The 24019-nt window shown below is 71.1% G+C and carries 25 protein-coding genes; 13 read left to right on the top strand and 12 right to left on the bottom strand.

From position 1 onward, the window contains the following. Positions 1–4 precede the first annotated feature (4 nt). The 7 genes from QC818_RS05135 to QC818_RS05105 form a co-directional block, all read right to left on the bottom strand. Positions 5–385, bottom strand: a complete 381-nt coding sequence (locus QC818_RS05135) for a Na+/H+ antiporter subunit G (protein ID WP_309651772.1) — start codon at positions 383–385, stop codon at positions 5–7. Beyond that, positions 382–651: a K+/H+ antiporter subunit F gene (locus QC818_RS05130; RefSeq protein WP_309651771.1), complete on the bottom strand. Its 270-nt coding sequence runs from the start codon at positions 649–651 to the stop codon at positions 382–384. Before QC818_RS05130 ends, QC818_RS05135 begins: the two co-directional genes overlap by 4 nt. Further along, positions 648–1154, bottom strand: a complete 507-nt coding sequence (locus tag QC818_RS05125; protein WP_309651770.1) for a Na+/H+ antiporter subunit E — start codon at positions 1152–1154, stop codon at positions 648–650. Before QC818_RS05125 ends, QC818_RS05130 begins: the two co-directional genes overlap by 4 nt. Continuing rightward, positions 1151–2674, bottom strand: a complete 1524-nt coding sequence (locus QC818_RS05120) for a monovalent cation/H+ antiporter subunit D (RefSeq protein ID WP_309651769.1) — start codon at positions 2672–2674, stop codon at positions 1151–1153. Before QC818_RS05120 ends, QC818_RS05125 begins: the two co-directional genes overlap by 4 nt. Continuing rightward, positions 2671–3009 (bottom strand): Na+/H+ antiporter subunit C, encoded by a 339-nt coding sequence (locus QC818_RS05115; protein ID WP_309651768.1) that lies wholly within the window; start codon positions 3007–3009, stop codon positions 2671–2673. The genes QC818_RS05120 and QC818_RS05115 overlap by 4 nt, the downstream gene beginning before the upstream one ends. Further along, positions 3009–5801: a monovalent cation/H+ antiporter subunit A gene (locus QC818_RS05110; RefSeq protein WP_309651767.1), complete on the bottom strand. Its 2793-nt coding sequence runs from the start codon at positions 5799–5801 to the stop codon at positions 3009–3011. Before QC818_RS05110 ends, QC818_RS05115 begins: the two co-directional genes overlap by 1 nt. A gap of 335 nt (positions 5802–6136) precedes the next feature. After that, positions 6137–6271 (bottom strand): hypothetical protein, encoded by a 135-nt coding sequence (locus QC818_RS05105; protein ID WP_309651766.1) that lies wholly within the window; start codon positions 6269–6271, stop codon positions 6137–6139. Here QC818_RS05105 and QC818_RS05100 point away from each other — a divergent pair. Then, a complete protein-coding gene (locus QC818_RS05100; RefSeq protein ID WP_309651765.1) occupies positions 6261–6434 on the top strand; it encodes a hypothetical protein in 174 nt (57 codons plus the stop codon). The two genes, QC818_RS05105 and QC818_RS05100, sit on opposite strands and share 11 nt — an antisense overlap. Before the next feature lie 219 nt (positions 6435–6653). Beyond that, positions 6654–7031, top strand: coding sequence for a group I truncated hemoglobin (locus QC818_RS05095; protein WP_309651764.1), 378 nt, complete (start codon positions 6654–6656; stop codon positions 7029–7031). Between the two features lie 54 nt (positions 7032–7085). On the opposite strand, the gene QC818_RS05090 is transcribed toward QC818_RS05095, so the two are convergent. Further along, positions 7086–9068, bottom strand: coding sequence for a sigma-54-dependent Fis family transcriptional regulator (locus QC818_RS05090; protein WP_309651763.1), 1983 nt, complete (start codon positions 9066–9068; stop codon positions 7086–7088). A gap of 339 nt (positions 9069–9407) precedes the next feature. Between QC818_RS05090 and QC818_RS05085 the strand changes: the two genes are divergently transcribed. The 9 genes from QC818_RS05085 to QC818_RS05045 all read left to right on the top strand — a co-directional run bounded on the left by QC818_RS05085 (position 9408) and on the right by QC818_RS05045 (position 17952). Continuing rightward, on the top strand, positions 9408–9923 hold the full coding sequence (locus tag QC818_RS05085) for a gluconate 2-dehydrogenase subunit 3 family protein (protein WP_309651762.1): 516 nt from the start codon (positions 9408–9410) through the stop codon (positions 9921–9923). Positions 9924–9974: 51 nt separating this feature from the next. Continuing rightward, complete coding sequence (locus QC818_RS05080; protein ID WP_309651761.1) at positions 9975–11555, top strand: GMC family oxidoreductase; 1581 nt, start codon at positions 9975–9977, stop codon at positions 11553–11555. A 13-nt stretch (positions 11556–11568) separates the two neighbouring features. Further along, complete coding sequence (locus QC818_RS05075; protein ID WP_309651760.1) at positions 11569–12555, top strand: thiamine pyrophosphate-dependent dehydrogenase E1 component subunit alpha; 987 nt, start codon at positions 11569–11571, stop codon at positions 12553–12555. A gap of 39 nt (positions 12556–12594) precedes the next feature. Next, positions 12595–13665 carry a 2,3-butanediol dehydrogenase gene (locus tag QC818_RS05070; protein ID WP_309651759.1) on the top strand — a complete coding sequence of 357 codons (1071 nt, stop codon included), beginning with the start codon at positions 12595–12597 and terminating at the stop codon, positions 13663–13665. A 33-nt stretch (positions 13666–13698) separates the two neighbouring features. Continuing rightward, positions 13699–14721 carry an alpha-ketoacid dehydrogenase subunit beta gene (locus tag QC818_RS05065; protein WP_309651758.1) on the top strand — a complete coding sequence of 341 codons (1023 nt, stop codon included), beginning with the start codon at positions 13699–13701 and terminating at the stop codon, positions 14719–14721. 15 nt (positions 14722–14736) lie between these two features. After that, on the top strand, positions 14737–14973 hold the full coding sequence (locus QC818_RS05060) for a lipoyl domain-containing protein (protein WP_309651757.1): 237 nt from the start codon (positions 14737–14739) through the stop codon (positions 14971–14973). A gap of 10 nt (positions 14974–14983) precedes the next feature. Next, entirely contained in the window at positions 14984–15730 is a 747-nt protein-coding gene (locus tag QC818_RS05055; RefSeq protein ID WP_309651756.1) for a 2-oxo acid dehydrogenase subunit E2, read from the top strand. A 13-nt stretch (positions 15731–15743) separates the two neighbouring features. Further along, complete coding sequence (locus QC818_RS05050; RefSeq protein ID WP_309651755.1) at positions 15744–16472, top strand: lipoyl protein ligase domain-containing protein; 729 nt, start codon at positions 15744–15746, stop codon at positions 16470–16472. A 124-nt stretch (positions 16473–16596) separates the two neighbouring features. Then, the gene (locus QC818_RS05045; RefSeq protein WP_309651754.1) at positions 16597–17952 is read left to right on the top strand and encodes an FAD-binding oxidoreductase; all 1356 of its coding nucleotides are present in this window, start codon (positions 16597–16599) and stop codon (positions 17950–17952) included. 53 nt (positions 17953–18005) lie between these two features. On the opposite strand, the gene QC818_RS05040 is transcribed toward QC818_RS05045, so the two are convergent. Beyond that, the gene (locus QC818_RS05040) at positions 18006–18374 is read right to left on the bottom strand and encodes a nuclear transport factor 2 family protein (protein WP_309651753.1); all 369 of its coding nucleotides are present in this window, start codon (positions 18372–18374) and stop codon (positions 18006–18008) included. Positions 18375–18849: 475 nt separating this feature from the next. On the opposite strand from QC818_RS05040, the gene QC818_RS05035 reads away from it, so the two are divergent. After that, positions 18850–19728 (top strand): class I SAM-dependent methyltransferase, encoded by an 879-nt coding sequence (locus tag QC818_RS05035; protein ID WP_309651752.1) that lies wholly within the window; start codon positions 18850–18852, stop codon positions 19726–19728. Between the two features lie 171 nt (positions 19729–19899). Next, positions 19900–20181 (top strand): hypothetical protein, encoded by a 282-nt coding sequence (locus tag QC818_RS05030; RefSeq protein WP_309651751.1) that lies wholly within the window; start codon positions 19900–19902, stop codon positions 20179–20181. 81 nt (positions 20182–20262) lie between these two features. Here the strand turns inward: QC818_RS05030 and QC818_RS05025 are convergent, their stop codons facing one another. Genes QC818_RS05025 through QC818_RS05015 form a run of 3 tightly spaced genes read right to left on the bottom strand, consistent with a single transcriptional unit; the run spans position 20263 to position 23971 of the window. Then, positions 20263–21240, bottom strand: a complete 978-nt coding sequence (locus QC818_RS05025) for an XdhC family protein (RefSeq protein ID WP_309651750.1) — start codon at positions 21238–21240, stop codon at positions 20263–20265. Positions 21241–21242: 2 nt separating this feature from the next. After that, positions 21243–23501, bottom strand: a complete 2259-nt coding sequence (locus tag QC818_RS05020; RefSeq protein ID WP_309651749.1) for a xanthine dehydrogenase family protein molybdopterin-binding subunit — start codon at positions 23499–23501, stop codon at positions 21243–21245. Beyond that, a complete protein-coding gene (locus QC818_RS05015) occupies positions 23501–23971 on the bottom strand; it encodes a (2Fe-2S)-binding protein (protein ID WP_309651748.1) in 471 nt (156 codons plus the stop codon). Before QC818_RS05015 ends, QC818_RS05020 begins: the two co-directional genes overlap by 1 nt. Between the last annotated feature and the right edge of the window lie 48 nt (positions 23972–24019).

Genomic DNA, 24019 nt, shown 5'->3' with positions numbered 1-24019 from the left:
CCGGTCAGCGCCTGTCGCTCGCTTGGCTGGAGGCGCGCCGGGACCGGTCCGGTATGTTGCGGGTGTCCGGCACGCTCCCGAGGCGACGGCGCAGGGCCGCCTTGCCCATCATGTGGGCGCTGACCGGGGCGGTGGCGAACAGAAAGATCGTCACCAGGGCCTCCTGCACCGAGACGCCGTCCTGCTGGTGGCTGAAGTAGAGCAGCGAGCCGATCAGGGTGCAGCCGACGCCCAGGGTGCTGGCCTTGGTGGGGCCGTGCAGACGGGTGTAGAAGTCGGGCAGCTTGGCCAGGCCCCAGGAGCCGATCAGCGCCACCAGGGCCCCGACCAGCAGGAAGGCGGCGACGATGAGCTGCAGGAGGACCGGCATGTCGAGGGGGCTCATTCGATCACGTCCCCCCGCACCAGGTACTTGCTCATGGCCACGGTGCCGATGAAGCCCATCAGCGCGATCAGCAGCGCCAGCTCGAAGAGCACGCCGAGGCCCATGCGCAGGTCGGCCAGCACGATCAGCGCGATGCTGTTGATCATCAGGGTGTCCAGCGCCAGGATCCGGTCGACGATGTCCGGACCGATGGCCAGACGGTAGAGATTCAGCAGGGCGGCGGCGGCGAAGAGCGTCATGGCGATGGGAACGACGATGGCGATCATCGGAAGATCTCCTCCAGGGGCTGCTCGTAGCGTGTGCGAATGCTGGCGATGGCCTCGGCCTCGTCCTCCAGGTGCAGGGCGTGGATCAGCAGGGTGTTGGCCTCGGCGTCGTGGTGGAGCGAGACGGTGCCCGGCGTCAGCGAAATGGTGCTCGCCAGCAGGGTGATCGCGAAGTCGTCGTCCAGCGCCAGCGGGTAGGTGAAGAAGCCCGGCCGCAGCTCCCGGGCGGGGCGCAAAATGCGCAGCGCCACCACCAGGTTGGAGCGCAGGATGTCGAGCAGCAGCACCCCCAGGTAGCGCAGCAGCGGCAGCGGGCGGCGGATCTTCGCCTCCTCGGGCCAGAAGGCGTGAGTCACCACCGGGATCGCCACGCCCAGGGCGAGCCCCAGCAGGGCGTGGGCGACGCTGAGCTCATTGACCATCAGCAGCCACAGCAGGGCCAGGAACAGCGAGAACAGCGGATGCGGCAGCCAGAACCGTCGGAAGCGGGCGAGCGGCGTCATGGCGCGACCTCCATGGAGAGGGCCAGCGTCTCCGGCAGCATGGCGGCGACGTAGGCCTGTGGCGTCAGGAGCTGCTCTGCGGTCAGCGCGAGATAGGCCATCACCGGCTCGCCCAGCGCCGCCAGCCCGCCGTTGAGGACCACCAGGGCGACGACGACGGCCAGGCCGCCGCGATCCAGCGGGCGCGGCGCGGCGGCGGGGCCCGGGCGCCAGAACCAGCGGCTGCCGGTGCGGCTGACGGCGATCAGGGTCAGCAGCGCCGCGGCCAGCAGTCCCCCCCACAGCCAGAGCCCCCGGGGTTCCCCGATGCTCGCCTGGAGGATCCACGCCTTGCTGACGAAGCCGCCGAACGGCGGCAGGCCCACCGCGGCGATGGCGGCGAGGAAGAACAGGCCGCCGAGCACCCCGCGATGGCCCATGGGTGCCTCCACCGAGAAGCGGTCGTAGCCCTCCTCGCGCTGCTGGCCCAGCAGGTCGGCGAGCAGGAAGAAGGCGGCCGCCATGCCGGTGCTGTGGAGCAGGTAGAAGAGCGCGGCGGCGAGCGTCGCCGGGGTGACGAGGCTCAGGGTGGCGAGCAGGGTGCCCACCGAGATGATCACCAGGTAGGCGGTCAGGGTGCGCAGGCTATCCGAGCCCAGCACCCCGACGCCGCCCAGCGCCAGGGTCAGCAGGGCCAGCGGCCAGAGCCACTGCCAGGCGGCGGCGTTGACCGGCGCCTCGCCGAGCCCGAAGACCAGCAGGAAGACCCGCAGGATGGCGTAGACGCCGACCTTGGTCATGATGGCGAAGAGCGCGGCCACCGGAGCGCTGGAGGCCGAGTAGGCGCGGGGCAGCCAGAACAGCAGCGGCAGGATGGCGGCCTTGATGCCGAACACCACCAGCAGCGCCATGCTGGCCGCCGCCAGCAGCGGCGCGTCGCCCGGCGGGGCGGCGGCCACCTCGAGGGCCAGGTCGGCCATGTTGAGGGTGCCGGTGAGCCCGTAGAGGGTGCCCAGGGCGACCAGGAACAGCGCCGAGCCCACCAGGTTGATGATCACGTAGTGCAGCCCGGCGCGGCTGCGCGCCCGCCCGCCGCCGTGGAGCAGCAGCGCGTAGGAGGCGATCAGCAGGATCTCGAAGAACACGAAGAGGTTGAACAGGTCGCCGGTCAGGAAGGCGCCGTTGAGGCCGGCCAGCTGGAACTGGAAGAGGGCGTGGAAGTGCGCCCCGCGGCGGTCGATGCCGCGGCCGGCGTAGAGCAGGCAGGCGAGCCCCAGGGCGGCGGTCAGCGCCAGCATCAGGGCGGAGAGGCGATCGAGGATCAGCACGATGCCGAAGGGTGCCGGCCAGTCGCCGGCGTGGTAGAGCCGGTACTCCCCGCCGCCCGCCGCGCCCAGGGCCCAGGCGCCCAGCAGCGTGAGGCCCAGGGTGCTGGCCAGGCCGACCAGGCGCTGCACGGCGAAGGGCAGCCGGTAGAGCAGCAGAAGGCCCGCCCCGGTGATCAGCGGCAGCAGGATCGGCAGGATCAGCGCATGGGTCATAGGCGATCCTCGTCCGGGTTCTCGCCGTCGACGTGGTCGTTGCGTAGCTCCACCGCCGCCTTGAGGGCCAGCACCACCACGAAGGCGGTCATGGCGAAGCCGATGACGATGGCGGTCAGCACGAGTGCCTGGGGCAGCGGGTCCGCCGAGCCCTGGGTGAGGCCGATGATGGCCGGCGCCCCGGCGACCAGCCGGCCCGAGGCGAAGAGGTAGAGGTTCACGGCGTGGGAGAGCAGGGTGAGGCCCAGGATCACCGTGAAGGTGCGCGCCCGCAGCAGCAGGTAGACCCCGCAGGTGGTCAGCACGCCCAGGGTCATCGCGTAGAGCAGCTCCATCAGCCGATCTCCTTGCCGGGGCCGGCCACGGTCATCAGCTTGCCGAGGTTGGCCAGCACCAGCAGCGTCGCCCCCACCACGGTGGCGTAGACGCCGAGGTCGAAGAGCATGGCGGTGGCCAGCTCGAGTTCGCCGACCAGCGGCAGATGAACGTGCCCGTGGGCCGAGGTGAGGAAGGGGCGGCCGAAGAACCAGCTGCCGAGACCGGTGATCACCGCGATCAGCAGGCCGGCGCCGATCAGCGGCCGGAAGGCGGTGAGCATGCGGGCCTGGGCCCAGACCAGCCCGCCCGCCATGTACTGCAGGGTGAAGGCCACCGCGGTGATCAGCCCGGCGATGAAGCCGCCGCCGGGCAGGTTGTGGCCGCGCAGGAAGATGTAGGCCGAGACCAGCAGGGCGATCGGCAGCACCAGCCGGGCCACGGTGCCGAGCATGATCGGGTGCGGCTCGGCCACCCAGTGCCCGGGCTGGGTGTCGACCACCCGCTCCTTGAGGTGCAGGTCGCGGGTGAAGGCGAAGACCGCCACCGCCGCGATGCCGAGCACGGTGATCTCGCCCAGGGTATCGAAGCCGCGGAAGTCCACCAGGATCACGTTGACCACGTTGGTGCCGCCGCCGCCGGGCAGGCTCTGGGCGAGGAAGAAGTCGGAGATGGTGCGCTGCGGACGGGTCAGGATGGCGAAGCTGAAGGCCGCCACCCCGCCGCCCACCAGGCCGGCGATGGCCAGGTCGCGCGCCATCCTTAAGCGCGTGGATTCCCGGGGCGACGTCTGGGGCAGGAAGGAGAGCGCCAGCATCATGATCACCACCGCCATCACCTCGACCATCAGCTGGGTCAGGGCGAGGTCCGGCGCCGAGAAGCGCGCGAAGGCGACGGTCACGAAGAGCCCGGTCAGCCCGAGCAGCAGCAGGGCCGGCAGCCGGTAGTGGTGGAAGACCACAACGCCGATGGCCGCCAGGCAGAGCAGGACGGCGGCGAGCACGGTCAGCGGGTCGAGCGGGCCCAGCGGCACGCCGCCGTCCCAGCGCGCCACGGCGAGCAGCTCCACGCCGACCAGCACCACCACGGTGAACATGATGAAGGTGAGGTAGCGCTGCAGCGAGCCGTTCTCGAGCTGGAAGACGCGGCGCTGGGAGCGCTCGGTGGCGCTGCGCATGGCCCAGTCGAAGATCTCCTTGGCATCCACCTCGGGCAGCCGGGCGTGGAGGCGAAACAGCGGGCCGCGGATCGCGTAGAAGAGCGCACCCCCCGCCAGGGCGACGAGGCTCATCAACCCCGTCCGGGCGTCGCCCAGCGCCGCGAGGTCGTAGGCGGGAAGCGCGGCCTGGTGCGCGGCCTCGAAGGCCGGATGGATCAAGGTCGCGTAGAGCCCCTGGGGTGCCAGGCCCACCAGCAGGGTGGCCAGCACCGGCAGCGCGATGGGCGAAAGCGCCGCCGCGCTGGGCTCGCGGGGCGGCCAGAGGGGCAGGTCGACGGGGCGCCCGTTGAAGTAGACGTTGTGGAAGATGCGAATCGAGTAGGCCACCGAGAAGAGCCCGGCCAGAGTGACCCAGGCGGGAATCGCCAGCGTCGCCCATTGCGGCGTGGCCAGCCACAGGCTCTCGGTGAACAGCATCTTCTTGCTCACGTAGCCGCTCATCAGCGGCAGGCCGGCCATGGCCGCGGCGGGAATCGCCGAGAGCGCCATCAGCGCCGGCATGAAGCGCCACATGCCGTTGATGCGGCGCATGTCGCGGGTGCCGGTGGCGCGATCCACGTAGCCCGCCATCATGAACAGCGGGGCCTTGAACAGCGCATGGCACACCAGATGGAAGAGCGCGGCCGCCAGCGCCAGGGGCGTGCCCAGGCCCAGCAGCAGCATGATCAGCCCCAGGTGGGACACCGTGGAGTAGGCCAGCAGCCCCTTCATGTCGTGCATGAACATGGCCACGAAGGCCCCCACCATCAGCGTCAGCATGCCGGTGAGGGTGACCAGGTGGAACCACAGCCCGGTGTCGGCCAGGGCCGGATGCAGCCGGGCGAGCAGGAAGAGCCCCGCCTTGACCATGGTGGCGCTGTGCAGATAGGCGGAGACCGGGGTCGGCGCCGTCATGGCGTGGGGCAGCCAGAGGTGGAAGGGAAACTGGGCCGACTTGGTGAAGGCACCGAGCAGGATCAGGTTGAGCATCAGGCCATAGTGTTCGTGGGCGCGGATCCGCTCGCCGGCCTCGAGCACCACCGAGAGTTCGTAACTGCCGGCGGCCTGGCCCAGCAGCACGATGCCGCCCAGCAATGCCAGCCCACCGCCGCCGGTGATCACCAGCGACATCCGCGCCCCCAGCCGGGCCGCCTGGCGATCGCTGTGAAAGCCGATCAGCAGGAAGGACACCAGGCTGGTCAGCTCCCAGAACACCAGCATGAAGAGCAGGTTCTCGGCCAGCACGATGCCGAGCATGACTCCCATGAACAGCAGCACCAGGGTGAAGAAGCGCGCCTCCGAGGCGCTGCCCTCGAAGTAGTAGCGGGCGTAGAGCAGGATGACGGCGCCGATGCCAGTGATCAGCAGGGCGAACAGCAGGCCCAGGGCGTCGAGGCGCAGCCCCAGGTTGAGGCCCAGGGACGGCAGCCAGACGAGTTCTGCGACGAGCGTCTCGCCGGCCGTGACCCGCGGCAGCAGGCTCAGCAGCAGTGCAAGGCTCGAGAGGGTGGGCAGGGCGGCAAGCCCTGCGAGCCGGAGACAGGAGCCGCGCCGGAAAAGCGCCGGCAGCAGGGCGCCGAGCAGCGGCAGCAGCAGGATCAGGGGCAGCGTCATGGGGCCCCGGCTATCGACGGGAAGGGGGCCGGGGGGCGGAGGGGCGCGTCTTCCCGCGTCCTGAGGCGAGCGGGGTGGTGAGGACGGCGCGGTGCCGGATGATCGTCCCTGTCATGGGTCAGGCTCCCTGAAGCAGGCGAAGGCACTTCCTCGCATCGCCGCGACGGGGCGGGAGGCACGCCGGAAGGTGAATCACCCGCCGCCGTGCCGCTGGCCGCCGGAAGATGCGGGGACCGGCCCTTTCACTATAGTGCGCCTGCCTGCCGCTGCCTTGCCGCGCGTCAACGCTGTGCGGGCCGGGCGGGTCAGGGCGGCGATGATCGGCAGCACCAGCATCATCTGGGCACCACCATGGCGGTGGGCGTGAACAGCAGGCCGAGCTCGCCCAGCGGCCCGGCCCGGGACAGCAGCAGGTAGACGCCGAGGCCGGCCACCCCCGGCGGCAGCCCCATCAGGGCGTTGAGCGCCACGATCAGCGCCCCGCGGCCCGGGAAGCGAGACCCGCAGCGACAGCGCCACGATGTCCAGCAGCGCCGGATCCCCCGCGAGGATCAGGGCGAGGGCGGTGACCAGGCCGCGGCCATGGTCGGCTACGACATCCGCGAGCTGGGGCGAGTCACCCACAATGCCTGAGCGGCGGCCGTCGATTGACGCCGACGCCTGAGGGGCGATACTCATTCCCAGGCCGGTCGGCTGGATGGCGGAGCGGGACACGGCGGCGGAGCAGTGCGTCGCCGAGCGGTCGAGGGGCGACCACGGGTGGTCATGCGCCGACGGGGCTATCGCGGACGGCGAAGCCCGCCGTCCTGTCGATATGAGCCAGGGCCGGGCAGCCGGCCCGGGAGGTGCGAGATGACCAGTACGACCCTCTATGAACGCCTGGGCGGCGAGCGTGGCATCGCCGAGCTGGTGGAGGATATCGTGGCGGCACATATGCAGAACCCGCGCATCCAGGCGCGTTTCCTGCCCTATCGCGAGGATCCGGCTCGCCTGGAGGAGGTGAAGGGCCACCTGCGCGATTTCCTGTCCGCCGGCAGCGGCGGGCCCCACGAGTACCGCGGGCGAAGCATGCCCGAGGCCCACCGGGGCATGAATATCGACGAGGCGGAATACATGGCCGCCCTCGACGATATCCTGGCCGCCCTGGATCGCCATGGCATCGACCCGCAGACCCGCCTGGAGGTGCTCGGCATCGCCTACTCGCTGAAGGAAGAGATCCTGCACGTCTGAGCCGACAAGGTCGGCCGGGCTATCCAGCCGCCCGGGGAGCCGTCCCCGGGGGTGTCATGTCGATGTCTGCTGGTTGGGCGGAATGATGCCCAGGCGTTTCATGCGCCGGTAGATGGTCGGGCGCGACAGGCCGAGCTCCCGGGCCACGGCGCTGATGTTCCAGCGGTGGCGGCGCAGGGCCTCCTCGAGCGGGTCCTCGCCGCGGCCGGGACGGGCCTGGCCGGTCTCGGCCGCGGCGGGGGAGCGGGCCGCCGGGTGTGCCAGGTGGCCGCTGACGCATTCCTCGGGCAGGTCGCCGACCACGATCTCGTCGCCCTCGCAGGTCGCCAGGGCGAAGCGCAGGGCGTTGTGCAGCTCGCGGATGTTGCCCGGCCAGGGGTAGGCGAGCAGGGCGCTCATGGCGTCGCCGCGCAGCCGCACCCGGCGGTCGCCGCGCTCGGCCTGGAGCTCCTCGAACAGCCGGCGGATCAGGTAGCCCTGGTCGGCCCGCTCGCGCAGCGGCGGCAGCCGCAGGCTGGCGCCGTTCAAGCGATAGAAGAGGTCCTCCCGGAAGCGGCCCAGGTCGATCAGCCCGCGCAGGTCGCGGTGGGTGGCGGCCACCACCCGCAGGTCCACCTTGATCGGCCGGCTGGCGCCGATCGGCAGCACCTCCTGCTCGGCCAGCACCCGCAGCAGCCGGGTCTGCAGCTGCAGCGGCATGTCGCCGATCTCGTCGAGGAAGAGGGTGCCGCCGTCGGCCTGGGCGATCAGCCCCTTCATGCCCTTGCTGCGGGCGCCGGTGAAGCTGCCGGGCTCGTGGCCGAACAGCTCGCTCTCGATCAGCGACTCCGGCATGGCCGCGCAATTGATGGCCACGAAGGGCTTGTCGCGGCGCCGGCTGGACTCGTGCAGGGCTCGGGCCATGCGCTCCTTGCCGGTGCCGGTCTCGCCGACCACCAGCAGGTTGATGGGCTCGTTGCGCAGCCGGGCGGCGCGGGTCAGGGTGTCGCGCATCGCCGGGTCGTCGTCGGCCAGGGCCTCCAGCGGCGCCAGGCTGGCGTCCCGGCGAGGGGCGTCGTCGCGGGCGACGCGGCGGCGCCGAGGCTCGAGCAGGGTGGCGAAGTGCAGCTCGTGGTGGCGGTGGGTGCGGAAGGCGCGGACCCGATCCTCGCCGTAGCGATGACTGTCGAGGACCTCGCCGATCTCGGCGTCGAGCAGGTCCTGGACGTTCCAGGCCCGGAAGGACCGCGCCTCGCCGGGGCCGGCCAGGGGCAGCTCGTGGTGGCGAAGCAGCTTGCGCCCGGCGGTGTTGGCCGCCACCAGGGTGCCGTCCTCCTCCAGGGCGAGCAGGTAACGGCGGTTGATCTGCACGAACTCCCGGGAACGATCCAGGCAGAGGATGTGGCGGCCGCCGTAGCGCTGCAGGAAGTAGGCGTCCTCGATCATCCGCGCGTAGTGCTTCACCACCTGCAGGGCGAAGGTCTGGGAGGCCTTGGACTCCGGCGACCGATAGGCGGAGATGTCGAGCACCGCCAGCAGCTGGCCGTGCGGGTCGAAGACCGGCGCCGCCGTGCAGGTCAGGCGGATGTGGTGGGCGCTGAAGTGGTCGCTGTGGTGGCAGGTCAGCGGCACGCGCTCCTGGATGCAGGTGCCCACCGCGCAGGTGCCGGCGTGTTCCTCGCTCCAGTCGGCGCCCAGGTAGAGGCCGGTGCGCTGGTGCTCGCGCTGGGCGTGGCGGTCGCCGAGGAACTGCACGGCGATGCCGCGGGCATCGGTGAGCAGCACCACGTAGTCCAGGGGCCGGACCTGGCGATAGAGCTGCTCCACCCCGGCCCGGGCCACCTGGAGCAGGGCATCGGCCTGGTCCTGGTGCTCGCGCAGGGTGCGGTCGGGCACGTAGCGGGGCGGGCTCGGGGCCGCCGGGTCGAGCCCGAAGCGATCGATGCAGCGGCGCCAGGAGCGCTGGATCACCGCGTCCTCGTCCGTGCCGGGCCCTTCCAGGGCGTTCAGGATGGTCTGGACATGCTGTCGCTGTGCCTGGGCGGTGCTCATGGTCATGGCCTCGCGCCGGCGCGCCGGCGCGCCGGCGCGTCATGGTCTTGTCGTTGTCGTGCCCTTCAAGGTACGGGGCCCGCCCGGGCCCCGAGATGCGACCTTCGTCGCCCCCGTTACAGCTGTAACGCCGCCTGTAAACGCCCTTGTCACGTTCAGTGTAATCCCCGGTGTTTCACCCGCCCGCCCCACGAGGCCCATCGGACCCGCCAGCCGGCGGGTTTTTTCTTTCATGGCAATGGCTTGGCGTTCGTTCGGCGCATTCTGGCACGGAACCTGCCCTGTCAGGGCGAGCGGCCGGGAGCGCCCGGCGCGCCGGACACGAACAACAAGAGGAGCCATGCCATGACCCCTTCTTCCCGGGCGACGCTCAGCCGGCGTCGCTTCCTGACCCTCTCCGGGCAGGGCGCCCTGCTCGCCGGCGGGCTGGCGCTCGGCGCCGGCAGCCTGTGGCCGCGCTGGGCCCTGGCCGACCCGGATCTCGCCGCCGGCCTGCTGCGCCTGGGCCGCGACATCTACCCCCACGAAGCCATCGCCGATCGCTACTACCTCGAGCCGCTGCGCCCGCTGCTGGACGGCGACCGGGCGCTGATCGCCGACGGCCTGGCCGATCTCGACCGCCGGGCCCGTGCGGCCCACGGCGTGCGCTACGGCGAGCTGCCCCGGGAGGCCGACCGGGTGGCGCTGCTGCGCGAGATCGAGGACGGCGACTTCTTCCAGCGGGTCCGCAACACCCTGGTGGTGGGGCTCTACGACAACCCCGAGCTGTGGGAGCCGCATTTCGGCTACGAGGGCGCTTCCTGGCAGCAGGGCGGCTACCTGCATCGCGGCTTCGACGATCTGGTGATCGACTGGCTGTGAGGCGCCGCCTCGCCCTGACCGACAAGCACAACGACAACGAGGAGACACGCCATGACAACCCGCTTCGAGCATGACGACGACGGCGTGGTGGTGATCATCGGCTCCGGGGCCGGCGGCGGCACCCTGGCCCATGCCCTGGCCCGCAAGGGCATCAAGAGCGTGGTGCTGGAGGCCGGCAAGCGCTACCAGATGAACGACATCGAGAACGACGAGTGGGAGATGTTCCGCAAGATCTCCTGGCTCGACGAGCGCATCACCGCCGGGCCCCGCCAGCTCACCGAGACCTTCCCCAACCTGCCGGCCTGGATCGTCAAGGGTGTGGGCGGCAGCACCATCCACTGGGCCGGCGTCTCGCTGCGCTTCCAGCCCCACGAGTTCCGCCTGCACAGCGAGGTCGGCGACATTCCCGGCGCCAACCTGCTGGACTGGCCGATCTCCTACGAGGAACTCGAGCCCTACTACGTGCGCGCCGAGCGCCACATGGGGGTGACCGGCGAGTCCACCGGCATGCCCTATCACCGGTGGAACAACAACTTCAAGGTGCTGGCCGCCGGCGCCGAACGGGTGGGCTACACCCAGCTGCGCGCCGGGCCCATGGCCATCAACACCCAGGAGTACGACGACCGCGGGCGCTGCATGCACGCCGGCTTCTGCATGCAGGGCTGCCGCTTCGGCGCCAAGTGGTCGACCATGTACACCGACATCCCCCGCGCCGAGGCCACCGGGTTGTGCGAGGTGCGCCCGCGCGCCATGGCGCTCACCATCGAGCACGACGCCGACGGCCGGGCCACCGGGGTGGTCTACGCCGACGGCGACGGCAACCGGCACCGCCAGCGGGCCCGGGCGGTGTGCGTGGCCGGCAACTCCATCGAGTCGCCGCGCCTGCTGCTCAACTCGCATTCCTCGCTGTTCCCCGACGGCCTGGCCAACTCCTCCGGCCAGGTGGGGCGCAACTACATGACCCACGCCACCAGCTGCATCTTCGGCGTGATGCCCAAGCCCGTGCACATGCACCGCGGTACCACCTTCGCCGGGATCATCTCCGACGAGGCGCGCCTCGACCGCTCCCGGGGCTTCGTCGGCGGCTACACCCTGGAGGTGATGTCGCTGGGGGTGCCCTTCTTCGCCAAGTTCATGGATCCCACCCACGCCGGCTGGGGCCGCGACATCACCAGCGCCCTGGACAAGTACGACCACCTCTCCGGGGTATGGATCTGCGGCGAGGACCTGCCGGTGGAGCGCAACGGCATCACCCTGCACGACACCCGTCGCGACCAGCACGGCCTGCCGGTGCCCATCGTCTACAAGGGCGACCACCCCAACGACGAGAAGCTGCGCCGCCACGGCGAGCAGCAGGCCCGGCGCTGCTACGAGGCCGCCGGCGCCGAGCGCATCTTCCACGTCCCGGACTTCCCCACCAGCCACAACGTGGGCACCAACCGCATGAGCGCGCGCCCCGCCGATGGCGTGGTCAACCGCTTCGGCCAGACCCACGACATCGACAACCTCTTCGTCTCCGACGGCAGCCAGTTCACCTCGAGCGGCGCCGAGAACCCGACCCTGACCATCGTCGCCCTGGCGCTGCGCCAGGCCGACCACATCGCCGAGCGCATGCAGCGCCGCGAACTCTGAGCGGAGGATTCCCATGCAACCGACCCGCGAACAACGGCTGTGGATGTATCGCCAGATGGTGACCAGCCGCCACCTCGAGGAGCGCATCGAGACGCTCTACATGGAAGGCAAGACGCCGGTGTTCAACATGGCCAAGGGGCCCATCCCCGGCGAGATGCACCTCTCCAACGGCCAGGAACCCTGCGCGGCGGGCGTGTGCGCCCACCTGTCCGCCGACGACATCGTCACCGCCACCCATCGGCCGCATCACATCGCCGTGGCCAAGGGCGTGGACCTGGACGCCATGGTCGCCGAGATCTTCGGCAAGGCCACCGGCCTGGCCGGCGGCCGGGGCGGGCACATGCACCTCTTCGACGAGGCCGTGAACTTCTCCTGCTCGGGCATCATCGGCGAGGGCCTGGGCCCGGCGGTGGGCGCGGCGCTGTCGCGCCAGCTGCAGGGCAAGCCGGGCGTCGCCGTGGCCTTCATGGGGGAGGGCGCCGCCAACCAGGGCGCCTTCCACGAGGCGCTGAACCTGGCCGCGGTCTGGCGGCTGCCGGTGGTCTTCGTCATCGAGGACAACGCCTGGGGCATCTCGGTGGCCAAGCAGGCCTCCACCGCCGTGCCGCGCAACGACCGGCGCGCCGACGCCTACGGCATGCCCGGCCATCACGTGGCCGACAACGACGTGGAGGGCGTCTTCGCCGCCGCCGGGGAGGCCATCGCCCGAGCCCGAGAGGGCCAGGGGCCGAGCCTGATCGAGATCGAGACCGCCCGGCTGGCCGGCCACTTCATGGGCGACGGCGAGGATTATCGCCCCGAGGGCGAGAAGGATGGTCTCCAGGCTCGGGACCCCATCCCCCGCTACCGCGCCACCTTGCTCGAGGCCGGCCTGCTCGACGAGGCCGCCGACGCGGCCCTGGTCGCCGAGGCCCGGGAGCGCGTCGAGACCGCCATCCGCTTCGCCCAGGACAGCGACTTCCTGCCCCCGGAGGCGGCGCTGGACACCGTCTTCGTCTGAGCGAGCCATGGCTCGACAACAACGACCAGGAGCAATGCCATGAACACGATGCAAGCGGCGGTCTGGCACGGCCGCCAGGACGTGCGCCTCGAGACGGTGCCGCGCCCCGCGGCCCCGGCGACGGGCTGGGTCCAGGTGCGGGTCCACTGGTGCGGGATCTGCGGCTCCGACCTCCACGAGTACCTGGCCGGGCCGGTGTTCATCCCGGTGGACGCGCCGCATCCGCTCACCGGGGCCCAGGGCCGGTGCATCCTCGGCCACGAGTTCTGCGGCGAGATCGTCGCGGTGGGCGAGGGCGTCGAGGGGCTGGCGCCCGGCCAGCGGGTGGCCGCCGACGCCTGCCAGCACTGCGGCGAGTGCGCCGACTGCCGGGAGGGCCGCTACAACCTCTGCGAGCGGCTGGCCTTCACCGGGCTGATGAACGACGGCGCCTTCGCCGAGTTCGTCAACGTGCCCGCCAACATCGTCTATGCGCTGCCCGACGGCTTTCCCAGCGAGGCCGGCGCGCTGATCGAGCCGCTGGCGGTGGGCATGCACGCCGTGCGCAAGGCGGGTCGAGTGGCGGGGCGCAGCGTGGTGGTGGTCGGCGCCGGGACCATCGGCCTGTGCACCCTGATGTGCGCCAAGGCCGAGGGCGCGGCGCGGATCATCGTCCTGGAGATGTCCGAGGCCCGCAAGGCCAAGGCCCGGGAGGTGGGCGCCGACGTGGTGCTCGACCCTAGCGAGTGCGACGCCATCGCCGAGATCCAGGCGCTCACCGACGGCCGCGGCGCCAAGCTGGCCTTCGAGTGCATCGGCCACAAGGACACCGCCAAGCTCGCCATCGATACCGTCCGCAAGGCCGGGCGGGTGGTGATGGTGGGCATCTTCGAGGAGCCCAGCGCCTACAACTTCTTCGAGCTGGTGGCCAGCGAGAAGGAACTGGTCGGCTCGCTGGCCTACAGCGGCGAGTTCGCCGACGTCATCCGCCTGATCGACCAGGGCGCACTGGACGTGGCGCCGCTGATCACCGGGCGCATCACCCTGCCCGAGATCATCGACAAGGGCTTCGAGGAACTGGTCCACCGCAAGGACCAGAACGTCAAGATCATCGTGCAGCCCGCCGCCTGAGGCGGGCCGCCACGCCACCATCGAGGTGCAGACATGACGACTACCACTGCGACACGCAAGCTGACCATCGCCCGAGCCATGGCCGAGGCCACCGCCCAGGCGATGCGCGCCGACCCCGGCGTCTTCGTGATGGGCGAGGACGTGGGCCCATTGGGCGGGGTCTTCGGCAACACCCGCGGCCTGCATGACGAGTTCGGCGACGAACGCGTCCGCGACACGCCGATCTCGGAAACCGCCTTTATCGGCGCCGCCGTGGGCGCGGCCTCCGACGGCATGCGCCCCGTCGTCGAACTGATGTTCGTCGACTTCTTCGGCGTGTGCATGGACGCCATCTACAACCTGATGGCCAAGAACACCTACTTCTCCGGCGGCAAGGTCAAGGTGCCCATGGTGCTGATGACCTCCACCGGCGGCGGCTACTCCGACGCCGGCCAGCATTCCCAGTGCCTCTACGCCACCTTCGCCCACCTGCCCGGCATGAAGGTGGTGGTGCCGAGCAACGCCTACGACGCCAAGGGGCTGATGACCGCGGCGATCCGCGACGACAACCCGGTGGTGTTCATGTACCACAAGGCGCTGCAGGGCATGGGCTGGCTGGGCACCGAGAAGGGCGCCACCGTGCCGGTGCCCGAGGAGGCCTACAGCGTCGAGATCGGCAAGGCCGCGGTGGTCCGCGAGGGCCGCGACCTGACCCTGGTCAGCCTGGGCGCCGGGGTGCATCACTGCCTGCGCGCCGCCGGGGCGCTGGAGGACGAGGGCTTCGACGTCGAGGTGGTCGACCTGAGGAGCCTGGTGCCGCTGGACCGCGAGACGGTGCGCGCCTCGGTGGCCAAGACCGGGCGGCTGATCGTGGTCGACGAGGACTACCACAGCTTCGGCGTCAGCGGCGAGATCATCGCCAGCGTGGTCGAGCACGACCACCGGCTCAAGTCCGCCCCGGCCCGGGTGGCCTACCCGGACATCCCGATTCCCTTCGCGCCGACGATGGAGCAGTGGGCCCTGCCCGATGCCGACAGGATCGTCGCCGCCTTCCATCAGATGCTGCTCAACGACTGAACGAGGAGACTCCCAATGCAGACCGCGATTACCGTACCCGAGGACCTCTGGGAAGGCGACGGCGAGGGCGTGATCACCGCCTGGCTGGTCAGCGACGGCGCCGAGGTGGCCCAGGGCGACCTGGTGGCCGAGGTGATGGTCGAGAAGGCCCAGTACGAGATCGAGGCGCCCATCTCCGGCGTGCTCGCCATCGCCAAGCAGGAAGACGAGGTGGTCGCCAAGGGCACCACCATCGCCAGCCTGGAAGCCTGAGGAGGTCGCCATGACGACACCGACCCAAGCCGCCGCCCCCGAGGGGGCGGCCGGCCGGCCCCGCGAGATCCCGCTGCGCGGGATGCGCGGGATGATCGCAGCCAGGATGCGCGAGAGCCTGCAGTCCAGCGCCCAGCTCACCCACCATGCCGGGGCCGAGCTCGGCGCGGTGACGGCCCTGCGCCGGCGCTGCAGCGCCCTGGGCCTGCCGTCGCCCTCGGTGCAGGACGTGCTGCTGCGCCTGGTGGCGCAGACGCTGGCCGAGTGCCCGGCGCTCAACGCCACCCTGGAGGACAACCGCATCGTCGAGCATCCGGAGGTGCACCTGGGGCTCGCCGTGCCGCTGCCCGACGACCTGCTGGTCGCGCCCGCGCTGTTCGACGCCCAGGACCTGCGCCTGGGGGCGCTGCCCGAGGCGCGCCGTGACCTGGTGGCCAAGGCCCGGGCCGGCAAGCTCGGGGTGCGCGAGCTGACCGGGGCCACCTTCACGGTCTCCAACCTGGGGCGTTCCCGGGTGCACCACTTTACGCCCATCCTCAACCTGCCCCAGGTGGCGATCCTGGGCATCGGCGGCACCCAGTGGCGGGCGCTGCCGGACGAGGACGGCGAGGTGCGCCTGGCCGAGGTGATCGGCCTGTCGCTGACCTTCGATCACCGCGCGGTGAACGGGGCGCCGGCGGCGGCCTTTCTCGATAGACTGGGGGAGCGCATCGAGACCCTCGCGCCCGATGCCTTCGACGACGAACTGACCCACTGATCCGGGGGATCCCATGGCCGGCCCGCTCGATTTCTCCAGCATGACCCTGCAACGCCCCACCGTGGAGGAGGGGCTCGCCGCCGAGGAGACCCTGCTCGACACGATCTGCCAGGGCGAGGCGTCGATCGGCTGGCTGGCCTGGTCGCCCCATGACCGCGCCCTGGTGATGCCCCGCCGCCACGAGCGCCTGGAAGGCTTCCCCGAGGCCCGTGCGCGGCTGGCCGAACGCGACTGGCCGATCCGCTTCCGCTCCACCGGCGGCACCCCGGTGCCCCAGAGTCCGGCGGTGGTCAACCTGGCGCTGGCCGTGCGTTGCCGGGTGGGCAGCTCCGCGGCCCACCTGGAGTGGGGCTATCGCCGCCTCGGCGATCCCTGGTGCGACTGGCTCGCCTCCCTGGGCGTGGCGAATGCCGACCTGGGGCCGGTGCCCGGCGCCTACTGCGACGGGCGCTTCAACGTGCGCATCCAGGGGCGCAAGCTGGTCGGCACCGCCCAGCGCTGGCGCCGGGTGCGCGGCTGTCGCGACATGGCGCTACTGGTTCACGGCGCCATGCAGGTCGGCGATACCCCCGAGGCGCTGGTCGAGGTGGTCAACGCCTTCCAGGCCGCCATCGACGACCCCCAGCGCTTCCAGGGCGCGAGCCACGTGGCCCTGGCCCAGGTGGTGCCAGAACCGGATCCCGACACCGCCATCCCCGACCTGCTGGCGCGGTTGCTGGAGGAGCGACGGGAGACGGCCTGAGGCGACTATGCCATGACGATCAGCGCTATAGTGAAGGCAGGGACACGATCCGCCGGGCGATAGGGCGAGGGAAGTGGCACCCGTGACCGGTGGTGTATCGGGCACCGAGCGGGAGGCCGGTATCATGTTGGACACGACGACGATCCAGGCCTGGCGCGAGCCGCTGCGGGGGCGTCTCTTCGCCCCGGAGGACGCAGGCTATGACGAGGCCCGCCGAGTCTTCAACGGCATGATCGACTCACGGCCCGCCGCCATCGTGCGTTGTGCCGGGGTGGCCGACGTGATGGCCGCGGTGGGTTTCGCCCGCGAGGCGGACTTGCCGGTGGCCGTGCGCGGGGGTGGCCACGGGGTGACGGGGAGTGCCGTCGGCGAGGGGAGTTTGGTGGTCGACCTGTCGGCCATGCAGAGCGTCCATGTCGACCCGGAACGCCGAACGGCCCGGGCCGAGGGCGGTGCCACCTGGGGTGGCTTCGACCATGAGACCCAGGCCTTCGGGCTGGCCACTACCGGTGGCATCGTGCCCTCGACCGGTATCGCGGGGCTGACCCTGGGCGGCGGGATCGGTTATCTCAACCGCAAGTACGGCCTCGCCTGCGACAACCTGCTGTCGGCCGATGTGGTCACCGCGGAAGGGAAGCTCGTGACCGCCAGCGCCGACGAGCATCCCGACCTCTTCTGGGGGCTGCGCGGCGGGGGCGGCAACTTCGGCGTGGTGACGTCCTTAGAGTATCGGCTGCATCCCGTGGGGCCGGTGCTGGCCGGCGAACTGGTCTTTCCCCTGGACCGGGCCAAGGAGGTACTGCGCCGCTATCGGGACTGGTCCAGCGCCGCGCCCGACGAGCTGCGGGCGGATGCCACCTTGCTGTCGGGGCCGGAGGGCCCCGTGCTGGACATCATCGTCTGCTGGTGCGGGGAGCTCGAGGAGGGCGAGAAGGTGGTGCAGCCCCTGCGCTCGATGGGCGCTCCTCTGCTCGATAGCGTCGCTCCCGTCCCCTACGCGGTGGTGCAGAACCGGCTCGCCGAGGTATTCCGACCCGGGCTGCGGCACTACTGGAAGGCGGGCTTCATGCGCACCTTCAGCGATGCGGCCATCGACGCGATGGTCGACGCCTTCACCGACGACCTCCCGGCGCCGCTGGCCGCGATCGCTATCGAGCACCTGGGCGGCGAGATCGGCCGCGTGGGGAGCCAGGACACCGCCTTCGCCTATCGGCACGCCCAGCACAGCGTGCTGGTGTTGCGCATGTGGCACGATCCGGCCGATTCCGGCGCCAATATCGCGTGGGGGCGCCGCTGCTTCCACGCCGCGGCCCCCTTCCTGGAGGAAGGCGCCTACGTCAACTACCTGGGGGACGAGGGCGAGGCCAAGGTCAGGTCCGCCTTCGGCGCCAACTATCAACGGCTCGCGGCGTTGAAACGCCGCTATGATCCCACCAACCTGTTCCGCTTCAACCAGAATATCCCGGCGGTGCCGGGTTAGTTCCCCGTGTCGGTCCAGTGCCGCGAGACTGAGCGTGGCGCCGGTATCACGGCTCAGGCGGGAAGTTTCGTGTAATAGGTGATGACCTCTGATCTCACCCCGCCGGGGCCCGCCTTGATCAAGCCGCTGCCCTGGAGCTCGGTCCCCGGCACGGCCCACCAGCACCACGCCGTGAGCATGCCCTCGGCTTCCTGCGTCACCACCTCCGAGAGCTTCATGAAGGGGTCGGCAAGCTTGCCGCCACGCTGCGCGCGTACGGTTTCCTTCAGCTCCGACAGATAGCGGGCAAGCTCATCCCGGGATATGGAGCCGGCATTGGGGTCATCGAACCTGTAGTCGTCGGTGACGGCCCCCAGGATGGTGTCGGCATCCCCCTTCGTCCAGCCCTCGGCATAGGCGCCAAGGTGATCGGCTGCATTCATCGCTCGTTCCCCCCTTTCTCATCCAGCAGCGTGCGGGCCACCGCTCGAAGGCGGGGTCATCGTGGCGTCGCGCTTCCGTGATGAGGCCTCCGCCGCGGTTCGGCGCTTCGGTTGCACCGGGAAGCCGCCGTCTCCCCCTGGGCTCGGGAGATGACGACGTGTCATCGAAAGACGGGCCGATGGCGTGCGGGCTGATTCTTTCCCGCTCAGGGTGGCTTCAGATTAGTACAGGTCCAGGAGGGTGGGGGGCCAATGGCCCCTTGGCCTTCAACCCGCAGGCGAGATCGGCTCGAGCCTGGGCGGCGAGTATGACCGCCTTGCTCGGGCATCGACGCTCCACGATGGGCACCGAGCCTGCTAAAACTAAGAGGTACGCCCCGTGATGCTGACAGGCGATGGGGCTATCCCGCCTGCCGTCTCGCGGTTCTTGATCCCTGCCAGTGCTCCTTGCCGGGGCACGCCACGGGAGGTTGTCATGAGTCCATCCTCCACATCCCAGCCGGCCAGCGAGTACGTCGAGTTCTGGAACGACACCCTGGCCGACAAGTTCAATCGCTTCCAGGACATCCTGATGAATGGCCTGAGCTACCATAGCCGCGTGCCCCTCGAGGACCTCGAGGTGGCGCCGGGCGCGCGCATCCTCGACGTGGGCTGCGGCTGGGGCGACACCGCCATCCAGCTCGCCGGGATGACCGGCCCCGAGGGCGAGGTGCTGGGCATCGACTGCGTCGACGCCTTCCTGGAGGACGCCCGACGCCGCGCCGCGGAGGCCGGCGTGAGCAATGTGCGCTTCGAGGTCGCCGACGTGGAGCGCTATCCCTTCCAGGGGGACTTCGACCTGTGCTTCTCGCGCTTCGGCATGATGTTCTTCGAGCACCCGGTGCCCGCCATGCGCAATATCTTCAGGGCCCTGAAGCCCGGCGGGGAACTGATGTTCATCGTCTGGCGCGACATCGAGGCCAACCCCTGGCTGGGCCTCCCCAAGCAGGTGGTGCTCGACTTCCTGCCGCCTCCCGGGGAAGAGGCCCGCACCTGTGGCCCTGGCCCCTTCTCGATGGCCAACCCCGAGGTGGTGCGTCAGCAGCTCGAGAGTGCCGGCTTCGAGGACATCGGCTTCGACCGCAACGACGGCCCGGTGGAGGTGGGCCGCTCGGTGGAGGAGGCCATGCGCTTCCAGCTCGCCCTGGGGCCGGCCGGCGAGGTGTTCCGCGAGGCCGGCGAGCTGGCCGAGCGCCAGCGCCCCGAGATCGAGGCGGCGCTGCGCGAGGCCCTGGCGCCCTTCGAGCGGGACGGCAGGATCGTGATGGGGTCGAGCTCCTGGACCATCGTCGCCCGGCGACCCGAGAGCGGCTGATCGAGCCGGCGCCGCCCCGGCCCGACGAGCGTCGGGGCGCCTTTTTCGATAAAGTCGAACCTTTATTGCAAAAATGGTCTCTTTTGTTCGTTAGCGTCGTTGATTAGAGTGCTAATCACCAGCGGGGCCGAGGCCCCGATCGACGAGACACGACGCAACAGGAGACCGATCATGAATGCCAAGCTGACCCTTTCCGCCCTGCTCATCGCCGCCCTGCCTCTGGCCGCCCAGGCCGACAATGCCGCCGAGCGCGCCCTGCAGCTCAACCAGGCGCCACTCTCCACCCTGAGCCAGCCCTCCCCGTCGGCGGCGCATGCCGACGAGGCCGGCCGGGTCCAGGGCGGCAGCGCGGCCATGCAGAAGGCCCGGGCGGCCCTGGAGAGCCACAGTGCCGAGACGCGCTTCGCGGCCTCCGACGACGGCCTGGCCCCGGCCAGGGAAGCCACCAGCTGAGCCCCGCCTGCGGGAAGACGATGCCCCGCCCTGGATCGCCAGGACGGGGCATCGTCGTATGGGCGCGACAAGCCGCCGGGATCAGCGCCCGCGCATGACCCGGACCACATCCGCCACCGTCGCCAGGGCGATCTCCGCCGGGGTCTTGCTGCCCAGGTCCAGGCCGATCGGCATGCGGATGCGCGACAGCGCCGCCTCGTCGATGCCGCCGCTGCGCCGGAGGCGTTCGGCGCGCTTCTCCGAGGTGCGCCGCGAGCCCATGACGCCGACATAGAAGGCCTCGCCGCGCACCGCCTCGAGCATGGTCAGGTCATCCAGGCGCGGGTCGTGGGTGAGGGCCACCACCGCCGTCATGCGGTGGGCCCCCTCGCGGCGCAGGAACTCGCTCGGCAGCTCTCGCCGGCAGCGGGCGTCGTCGGCCGCGAAGCCCTCCCAGGCCTCGGGGCGCGGGTCGCACACCACCACCTCGAAGCCCAGCGCCTGGGCGAACTGCACGCAGTACTGGCTGACCGGCGAGATCCCGGCCACCACCAGCCGGGCGGCGGGGCCGACGCGAATCCGTACCGACGCCTCGCCGCGTTCGACCCCCGGGCCCATGCCCGTGGCCGGCGCCCAGCGGCTGCGGCCATCCTCGAGGCCGACCTCGCGCTCCATCAACCGGCCCCCTTGCAGGGCCTCGGCGTAGGCGTCGAGTTCGTCGCCTACCCTGGCCCGGGCGGATCGCGCCGCGGCCGGCCAGTGCTCGACCAGCACCTCGAGACGCCCATCGCAGGGCAGGCGTACCCGGCTGCCCTCCAGGGCGTCGGCGCCGTCGCCGTAGGCGACGACCCGGGCGGGGGAGCGGAAGTCGCCCGCCGCGAGCCGGGCCAGGAAGTCCTCCTCCACGCAGCCGCCCGACAGCGACCCGAGGTGGCGGCCGTCGGCCCGGGCGACCAGCAGGGCGCCCGGTTCCCGCGGCGCCGAGCCGAAGGTCGACAGCACCGTGCACCACCACAGCTCATGGCCGGCGTCGTGCCAGCGCCGCGCGGCCTCGACCACCTCCTTGTCCAGCGCGCGCACGCTCAAGCCTCGAGCCGGTTGCCGATCGGCAGCCGGCGGATGCGCCGGCCGATGGCGGCGTGGATGGCGTTGGTCACCGCCGGGGCGAGCGGCGGCACGCCGGGCTCGCCGACCCCGGTCGGAGCCTCGGCCGAGGGCACGATGTGCACCTCGATCTCGGGCATCTCGTCGAGCCGCAGCACCTGGAAGTCATGGAAGTTGGACTGCTGCACCCGGCCCTCGTCGAGGGTCAGCTCGCTGTGCAGCGCCGCCGCCAGGGCGAAGCCGATGCCGCCTTCCATCTGGGCGCGGATCATGTCCGGGTTGATCGCCAGGCCGCAGTCCACGGCGCACACCACCCGGTCGACCGCGAGCTTGCCGTCGCCGGCCACCGAGACCTCGGCGACCTGGGCCACATAGCTGCCGAAGGACTGGTGGACGGCGATGCCGCGGCCGCGCCTCACGCCCTCGTCGCCCGCCTCGAGCGGGGTCGACCAGCCGGCCTTCTCGGCCGCCAGGTCGAGCACGCCGCGCCAGCGCGGATGCGCATCGAGCCGCTCGCGACGGTAGCGGTAGGGATCCCGGCCCGCCGCCGCGGCGGCCTCGTCGATCAGGCTCTCGGTGGAGAAGGCGGTATGGGTGTGGCCCACGGAGCGCCACCACTGCACCGGCACGCCGATGTCGCCTGGGGTGTGCAGCTCGACGTTGAGCGCCGGCACCGCATAGGGCAGCTCGGCGATGCCCTCCACCGAGGTGGGGTCGATGCCGTCCTCGACCAGCATCGACTCCATCGGCGTGCCGGTCATGATCGACTGGCCGACCAGGCGCTGGTGCCAGGCGGTCAGGTTGCCGTCGGCGTCCAGGGCGAGGCGGGCGCGGTGATAGTTGAAGGGACGATAGTGGCCGCCGCGGGTGTCGTCCTCGCGGGTCCAGACCATCTTGATCGGCGCGTCCTGGCCCTGGTCGCGGGCGGCCTTGGCGATCGCCACCGCCTCCAGCACGTAGTCGCTGACGGGGTTGGCGCGCCGGCCGAAGCTGCCGCCGGCATAGAGCTGGTGAATGGTGACTCGCTCCGGCTCCAGGCCGAGCAGCCGGGCCACCTGCTGCTGGTCCATGGTCTGCCACTGCTCGCCGTTGTGGATGGTGCAGCCATCGTCGCCGAGCTCGACCACGCAGTTGAGCGGTTCCATGGCGGCGTGGGCCAGGTAGGGCACCACGTAGTCGGCCTCGATGACCCGTTCGGCTTCGTTCAGCGCCGCGGCGGCGTCACCGCGCGCGGTGACCGGGTCGCCGGGTCGGCCGGCGCGCTCGCGGTAGTCGGCCTCGAGGGCCTCGCTGCCCAGGGTGAAGGCCTGGCTGTCGTCCCACTCCAGGGTCAGGGCGTCGCGGCCCTTGATGGCGGCCCAGGTGTTGCTCGCCAGCACCGCGACCAGCTCGCCGCCGCGGGTCGGGGAGGGGAAGCGCACGCTGGCCACCACGCCCGGCACCGCGAGCGCCGCGCTGTCGTCGACGCCGGCCAGCCGGCTGCCGAAGCGCGGCGGATGCGCCGGCACGGCGATCAGCATGCCGTCCAGCTGCACGTCCTGGGTGAAGCGGGCGCTGCCGTCGGTCTTGGCCGGGCCGTCCTTGCGCATCAGCCACTGCCTGCCGATCAGCGTGAACCGTTCGGGGGACTTCAGCCGGACCTCGCCGGGCACCGGCCGACCGGCGGCGGCCTCGGCCAGCTCGCCGAAGCCGAGCTCGCGCCCGGAGGCCTCATGGATGACCCGGCTGCGGCTCACGCCCAGGCTGCCCGGCGACACGCCGAGCCGCTCGGCCGCGGCCGCCACCAGCATGGCGCGCGCCGTGGCGCCGGCCCTGCGCATCTGCTCGAAGGCGTTGGCGATGGAGGTGCTGCCGCCGGTGCCCTGGATGCCGAAGGCGAGGTTCTGGTAGCGCTGGGTGTCGGCGGGGGCGCCCTCGACGCGCACCGACGCCCAGTCGGCGTCCAGCTCCTCGGCGACCAGGGTGGCGAGCCCGGTGTAGGTGCCCTGGCCCATCTCGATATGCTTGGCGATCACCACCACCTCGCCGTCCGGCGTCACCCGCACGAAGGCGTTGGGGGCGAACTCGCCGCCGTCGTCGGCGGCCCGGGCCCCGCCACCGCGGCCCAGCAGCGGCGCCATGTAGAGGCCCAGGGCGAGCCCGGAGGCGCCCTTCATGAAGCCGCGCCGGCTGACGTTGACCATGCGCAGCGGGCTCGCGGCGCCCTGCCGATCCTGTCGTTTCGCCAATACGTGCATCAGGACACCTCCTGGCCGAGCGTTTCCGCCGCCTGATGGATGGCGGCGCGGATCCGTACATAGGTGGCGCAGCGACAGAGGTTGCCGCTCATGGCGCCGTCGATGGCGGCGTCATCCGGCGCCGGGTTGCCCCGCAGCAGCGCGGTGGCCGACATGATCTGGCCGGACTGGCAGTAGCCGCACTGGACCACGTCCAGCTCGCGCCAGGCCCGCTGCACGCTGGCCCCGGCGGGGTCGTCGGCGATGGCCTCGATGGTGGTGATCTCGCGCTCGCCCACGGCGGATACCGGGGTGATGCAGCTGCGGGTCGCCTGGCCGTCCAGATGCACGGTGCAGGCGCCGCACAGGCCGCGGCCGCAGCCGTACTTGGTGCCGGTAAAGCCGACGAGATCGCGGATCGCCCACAGCAGGGGCATGTCGTCCGGGGCATCGACCTCGTGGGTCTGCCCGTTGATGGTCAGGGTCGTCACGGTCGCTCTCCTTGTCGTTCTCGGCGTTGCGGGTCAGTGTAGTCGGCG

The organism is Halomonas koreensis (assembly GCF_031451675.1).
Lineage (GTDB): Bacteria > Pseudomonadota > Gammaproteobacteria > Pseudomonadales > Halomonadaceae > Halomonas > Halomonas koreensis.
This window is presented reverse-complemented; position numbering and strand designations above follow the sequence as displayed.

Bases quoted from the DNA above. Each gene is read 5' to 3' on its own strand.
- QC818_RS05135 (WP_309651772.1), bottom strand. From the start codon at position 385: ATGAGCCCCCTCGACATGCCGGTCCTCCTGCAGCTCATCGTCGCCGCC.
- QC818_RS05130 (WP_309651771.1), bottom strand. From the start codon at position 651: ATGATCGCCATCGTCGTTCCCATCGCCATGACGCTCTTCGCCGCCGCC.
- QC818_RS05125 (WP_309651770.1), bottom strand. From the start codon at position 1,154: ATGACGCCGCTCGCCCGCTTCCGACGGTTCTGGCTGCCGCATCCGCTG.
- QC818_RS05120 (WP_309651769.1), bottom strand. From the start codon at position 2,674: ATGACCCATGCGCTGATCCTGCCGATCCTGCTGCCGCTGATCACCGGG.
- QC818_RS05115 (WP_309651768.1), bottom strand. From the start codon at position 3,009: ATGGAGCTGCTCTACGCGATGACCCTGGGCGTGCTGACCACCTGCGGG.
- QC818_RS05110 (WP_309651767.1), bottom strand. From the start codon at position 5,801: ATGACGCTGCCCCTGATCCTGCTGCTGCCGCTGCTCGGCGCCCTGCTG.
- QC818_RS05095 (WP_309651764.1), top strand. From the start codon at position 6,654: ATGACCAGTACGACCCTCTATGAACGCCTGGGCGGCGAGCGTGGCATC.
- QC818_RS05090 (WP_309651763.1), bottom strand. From the start codon at position 9,068: ATGACCATGAGCACCGCCCAGGCACAGCGACAGCATGTCCAGACCATC.
- QC818_RS05085 (WP_309651762.1), top strand. From the start codon at position 9,408: ATGACCCCTTCTTCCCGGGCGACGCTCAGCCGGCGTCGCTTCCTGACC.
- QC818_RS05080 (WP_309651761.1), top strand. From the start codon at position 9,975: ATGACAACCCGCTTCGAGCATGACGACGACGGCGTGGTGGTGATCATC.
- QC818_RS05075 (WP_309651760.1), top strand. From the start codon at position 11,569: ATGCAACCGACCCGCGAACAACGGCTGTGGATGTATCGCCAGATGGTG.
- QC818_RS05070 (WP_309651759.1), top strand. From the start codon at position 12,595: ATGAACACGATGCAAGCGGCGGTCTGGCACGGCCGCCAGGACGTGCGC.
- QC818_RS05065 (WP_309651758.1), top strand. From the start codon at position 13,699: ATGACGACTACCACTGCGACACGCAAGCTGACCATCGCCCGAGCCATG.
- QC818_RS05060 (WP_309651757.1), top strand. From the start codon at position 14,737: ATGCAGACCGCGATTACCGTACCCGAGGACCTCTGGGAAGGCGACGGC.
- QC818_RS05055 (WP_309651756.1), top strand. From the start codon at position 14,984: ATGACGACACCGACCCAAGCCGCCGCCCCCGAGGGGGCGGCCGGCCGG.
- QC818_RS05050 (WP_309651755.1), top strand. From the start codon at position 15,744: ATGGCCGGCCCGCTCGATTTCTCCAGCATGACCCTGCAACGCCCCACC.
- QC818_RS05045 (WP_309651754.1), top strand. From the start codon at position 16,597: ATGTTGGACACGACGACGATCCAGGCCTGGCGCGAGCCGCTGCGGGGG.
- QC818_RS05040 (WP_309651753.1), bottom strand. From the start codon at position 18,374: ATGAATGCAGCCGATCACCTTGGCGCCTATGCCGAGGGCTGGACGAAG.
- QC818_RS05035 (WP_309651752.1), top strand. From the start codon at position 18,850: ATGAGTCCATCCTCCACATCCCAGCCGGCCAGCGAGTACGTCGAGTTC.
- QC818_RS05030 (WP_309651751.1), top strand. From the start codon at position 19,900: ATGAATGCCAAGCTGACCCTTTCCGCCCTGCTCATCGCCGCCCTGCCT.
- QC818_RS05020 (WP_309651749.1), bottom strand. From the start codon at position 23,501: ATGCACGTATTGGCGAAACGACAGGATCGGCAGGGCGCCGCGAGCCCG.